4 protein-coding genes are annotated in these 3,410 nt (G+C 66.2%); 3 read left to right on the top strand and 1 reads right to left on the bottom strand.

The annotated features are described in order from the left end of the window. Positions 1-226: 226 nt before the first annotated feature. On the bottom strand, positions 227-832 hold the full coding sequence (locus ACFTZB_RS44300) for a TetR/AcrR family transcriptional regulator (RefSeq protein ID WP_378442166.1): 606 nt from the start codon (positions 830-832) through the stop codon (positions 227-229). 203 nt (positions 833-1,035) lie between these two features. On the opposite strand from ACFTZB_RS44300, the gene ACFTZB_RS44295 reads away from it, so the two are divergent. The 3 genes from ACFTZB_RS44295 to ACFTZB_RS44285 all read left to right on the top strand — a co-directional run. Then, entirely contained in the window at positions 1,036-1,515 is a 480-nt protein-coding gene (locus ACFTZB_RS44295; RefSeq protein WP_378442164.1) for a nuclear transport factor 2 family protein, read from the top strand. Continuing rightward, positions 1,512-1,859 carry a DUF485 domain-containing protein gene (locus ACFTZB_RS44290; RefSeq protein ID WP_378442162.1) on the top strand — a complete coding sequence of 116 codons (348 nt, stop codon included), beginning with the start codon at positions 1,512-1,514 and terminating at the stop codon, positions 1,857-1,859. Before ACFTZB_RS44295 ends, ACFTZB_RS44290 begins: the two co-directional genes overlap by 4 nt. Continuing rightward, on the top strand, positions 1,856-3,410 hold a 1,555-nt coding region (locus ACFTZB_RS44285; RefSeq protein ID WP_378442160.1), incomplete at its 3' end, for a cation acetate symporter. The genes ACFTZB_RS44290 and ACFTZB_RS44285, both read left to right, overlap by 4 nt.

Raw genomic sequence — 3,410 nt, 5'->3', positions numbered from 1 at the left:
TCGCGAACTCGCGTGCCAGGTCCCGGATCGCCAGACGGTCCTCGGTGAGATACCGCGGTGAATCTGTCCGCGGCTGCGACGGCCGATGCGTCATGGATACTCCTCCACTCGAACTACGGGGCGCGTGAAACGGGGAACTCGCGGTTCCGCACTCGGATCACATTAACGCTTGTTCACCCAGTAGAGCACGGCCGGGAGCACACCGTCAATGCCGAACCTGCCTGAATCAGGCGGGGCGGTACCCCACCAGGTTGAGCGCGTAGATGCCGTACGAATCCGCTACCGCCTGCGCGGACAGGGGGCCGTCCGGCCGGTACCAGAGCGCGATGCCTGCACACATGGTCAGTACGGCGGTCACCGCCTGATGGACGTGCGGAACATCGAAGTCGCCGCCCGCTACCCCCGCCTCGGCGATGGTGACGAACAGGTGCTCCTGGGCGTCGCGCGAGCCCACCACCCGTTTGCGATCGACCTCGTCGAGATATCGCAGTTCGGTGTTGGCCACCAGGCACGCACGCTGGTTGCGTGCGGTGTACAGCGAATGCGCGACCACCGCGGCCGTCCACTGCTCAGCGGGCGCGGCACCCGCCTTGCGCAGGGCATTCCTGGTGGCGGTGAACTGCTCGTCACTGGCCGCGCGCAGGATCTCGACGAGAAGTTCGTCCTTGTTGTCGAAGTGGTTGTAGACGTTGGCGGCGCTGCACCCGGCGCGTTTGGCGATGGTGCGCATGGTCGCGGCATGAAAGCCGGCGGTGTAGAACTCCTCCAGCGCTGCGTCCAGAATCCGCTGCCTGACGTGGGGAATCACCGCACTGCTTGACCGAGTGTTCATCCCTCGGAGGGTAGAGGCACCGCGCTGGGTGAGCAACGATCCGGCCGGAAATCGCAGTTCAGCAACCCTCCACCATGGGGAAGCGTGGGGCCGACCCTCGGTCTTGACCCACGACACATCGTCGATTATGGTCCCCATCACATGAACGGTCGTTAATGACCGCTTCGCACATTCCGCACATCGCACCGTGGAGGTATGCCGCCTTGAGCACCCTCGAAGAACGAATTGGCCGCCTGGAAGACCTGGAGGCCATCCGATACCTCGATGCGCAGTACTGCCGCCATCTCGACGACGGCAACTGGGACGCCCTCATGGACCTGTTCACCGACGACGGCGAATTCGACGGGCTGTCCCACCCGAAGGGCAAAAGCGAGATGCGGGAGTTCTTCGCCGGACTCGCCCCCGGTGGGCTCACCGCGTTCTGGCACTTCATCACCAACCTGGAGATCGACCTCGACGGCGACCGCGCCACCGTCCGCTCGTTCCTGTGGCAGCCGTGCGTGACCGACGGCACCGCCTCGATCGCCGCAGGCCGTTACACCGACGAGGCCGTCAAGATCGACGGTCGCTGGTTGTATCGCGTCAAGCAGGTGCGTTTCCACTACTTCGGGCCGCTGGCCGAGGGCTGGGACGAGAACCGGTTCGCCCTGGATTCGGCGCGGCGCGCGGCGGTGAACGCATGACAACCGAGTCGCCCGCCACGGCGTCGAGAGCATGGTCGCCGATCCTCGCGCTGCCGGAGTTCGTCGAACTGCGGCGTCGGCGGCGTGCCGTCACCACCGCACTCGGCCTGATCGCGATCGTAATGTTCGCCGGCTTCCTCGTCGGATTCGCCTACTTCCCCGAGTTCCTGGGCGACAACACGGTATTCGGCATTCCGCTGTCGCTGTGGGTGGTGTTCTCCCAGTTCGCCGGCACCTGGGTGCTGGTGTACGCATACTTCCGACTCTCCCGCACGTACATCCAACCCGCCGCCGATGCCGCCGTCCTGGCCATCGCACAACGTGATCAGGAGCATGCCTCATGACCGGCGACGCCGATTTCCTCGCCATCGGCATCTGTGCCGCCGTCATCTCCCTCACGTTGTGGGTGACGTTCGCCGCGTCGCGCCGAAGTCGCAGCGCCACCGGGTTCTTCGCCGCGGGCCGCTCGATCACCGGGTGGCAGAACGGTTTCGCGATCGCCGGCGAATTCATTTCCGCGGGCAGTTTCCTCGGGACCACGGGGTTGATCTTCTACAAGGGCGTCGACGGTGCCGTCATTCTCTGCACGTCGGTGGTCTCGTTCCTCCCCGTCCTCTTCCTCCTCGCCGAGAAGATGCGCAACGTCGGAAAGTTCACTCTCGCCGACGTTCTGGTGTTCCGGACCGGCGCCCGACGGGTCCGGGTGGTGGTCGCGCTCAGTACCATCGTCACCGGCACCTTCGTGCTGCTCGCCCAACTCGTGGCGGCAGGGGTGCTGCTCGAGTCGGTGTCGGGGATCCCGTTCGGCCTGTCCGTTGTGGTGGCCGGTTCGCTCATGGGCATCTACGTCTTCGTCGGCGGCATGCTCGCGACCACGTGGGTTCAGGTGATCAAGTCGTCCATCCTGTCGATCCTGGCGGTCGTGGTGTGCCTGGGAATCCTGGCGAAGTTCGGTTTCAGCTTCCCCGGAATGCTCGGGGCGGCCACGTCGAACGCCGCCGCCGGTGACGCGATCCTCTCGCCGGGTCTGATCTTCGGGCAGACCGGCGCGATCAACCTGATCTCGTACTCCCTGGCGTTCGCGCTCGGAACGGCCGGCATGGCGCACATCCTGATCCGCTTCTTCACCGTCCCCGAGGCCGCGACCGCGCGAAAGTCGCTGGGCTGGACCGTCGCGCTGTGCAGCATCTTCTACCTGATCGTCATCGTGATGGGCTTCGGCACCGCAGCGCTCCTCGGTCCCGACGGGGCGGATCGCGTCGGCGCCGGCGGCAATCTCGCGGCACCCACGCTGGTCACGGAACTCGGCGGAGGCGTCGGCACCATCGGCGGTTCCATCGCACTGGCCATGGTGGCGGCCGTGGCATTCGCGAGCATCGTCGCCGTCGTCGCGGGCGTCGTGATCTCGGCCGCGGGAACGTTCGCCCACGACGTGTGGCCCACGCTCACCCGCCGGAAGTCCGCCGACGCGAACACGGAGACGGCGGACGCCCGCGAGGCCAAGGTCGCCCGGTACGCGGCGGTCGCGTTCAGCGTCGCCGCTATCGGACTGACGATGGCGATCGGCGACAGCACCAACATCACCTATTTCATGGGAATGGCCTTCATGGTCGCAGGCAGTGCGCACCTGCCCAGCCTGCTGCTCAGCCTGGGCTGGCGGCGATTCAACAGCACCGGCGCCATCTGGGGAATCTCGGTGGGACTGACATCCACCGTCGTCAGCCTGATGTTCACCGAGGCGCTCTGGCTGGGCAGTGGACCGGCGCCGCTGACCATTCAGCTGCCGGTGATCATCACGATGCCGCTCGGGTTGGCCGCAGCCGTGATCGGCTCGCTCGCCGCCGAACGCCGTCACGGACGGTCGGCCGACCGGGACGAGAAGTTCGCCGAAATGC

Source organism: Rhodococcus sp. NPDC057014 (assembly GCF_042673295.1).
In the GTDB taxonomy this organism is placed as follows: Bacteria; Actinomycetota; Actinomycetes; order Mycobacteriales; family Mycobacteriaceae; genus Rhodococcus_F.
Note: the sequence above shows the minus strand (reverse complement) of the source record. Positions and strands in the feature narration are given on the sequence as shown.

Excerpts from the sequence above, each read along its gene's own strand:
- ACFTZB_RS44300 (WP_378442166.1), bottom strand. The coding sequence starts at position 832 with ATGAACACTCGGTCAAGCAGTGCGGTGATTCCCCACGTCAGGCAGCGG.
- ACFTZB_RS44290 (WP_378442162.1), top strand. The coding sequence starts at position 1,512 with ATGACAACCGAGTCGCCCGCCACGGCGTCGAGAGCATGGTCGCCGATC.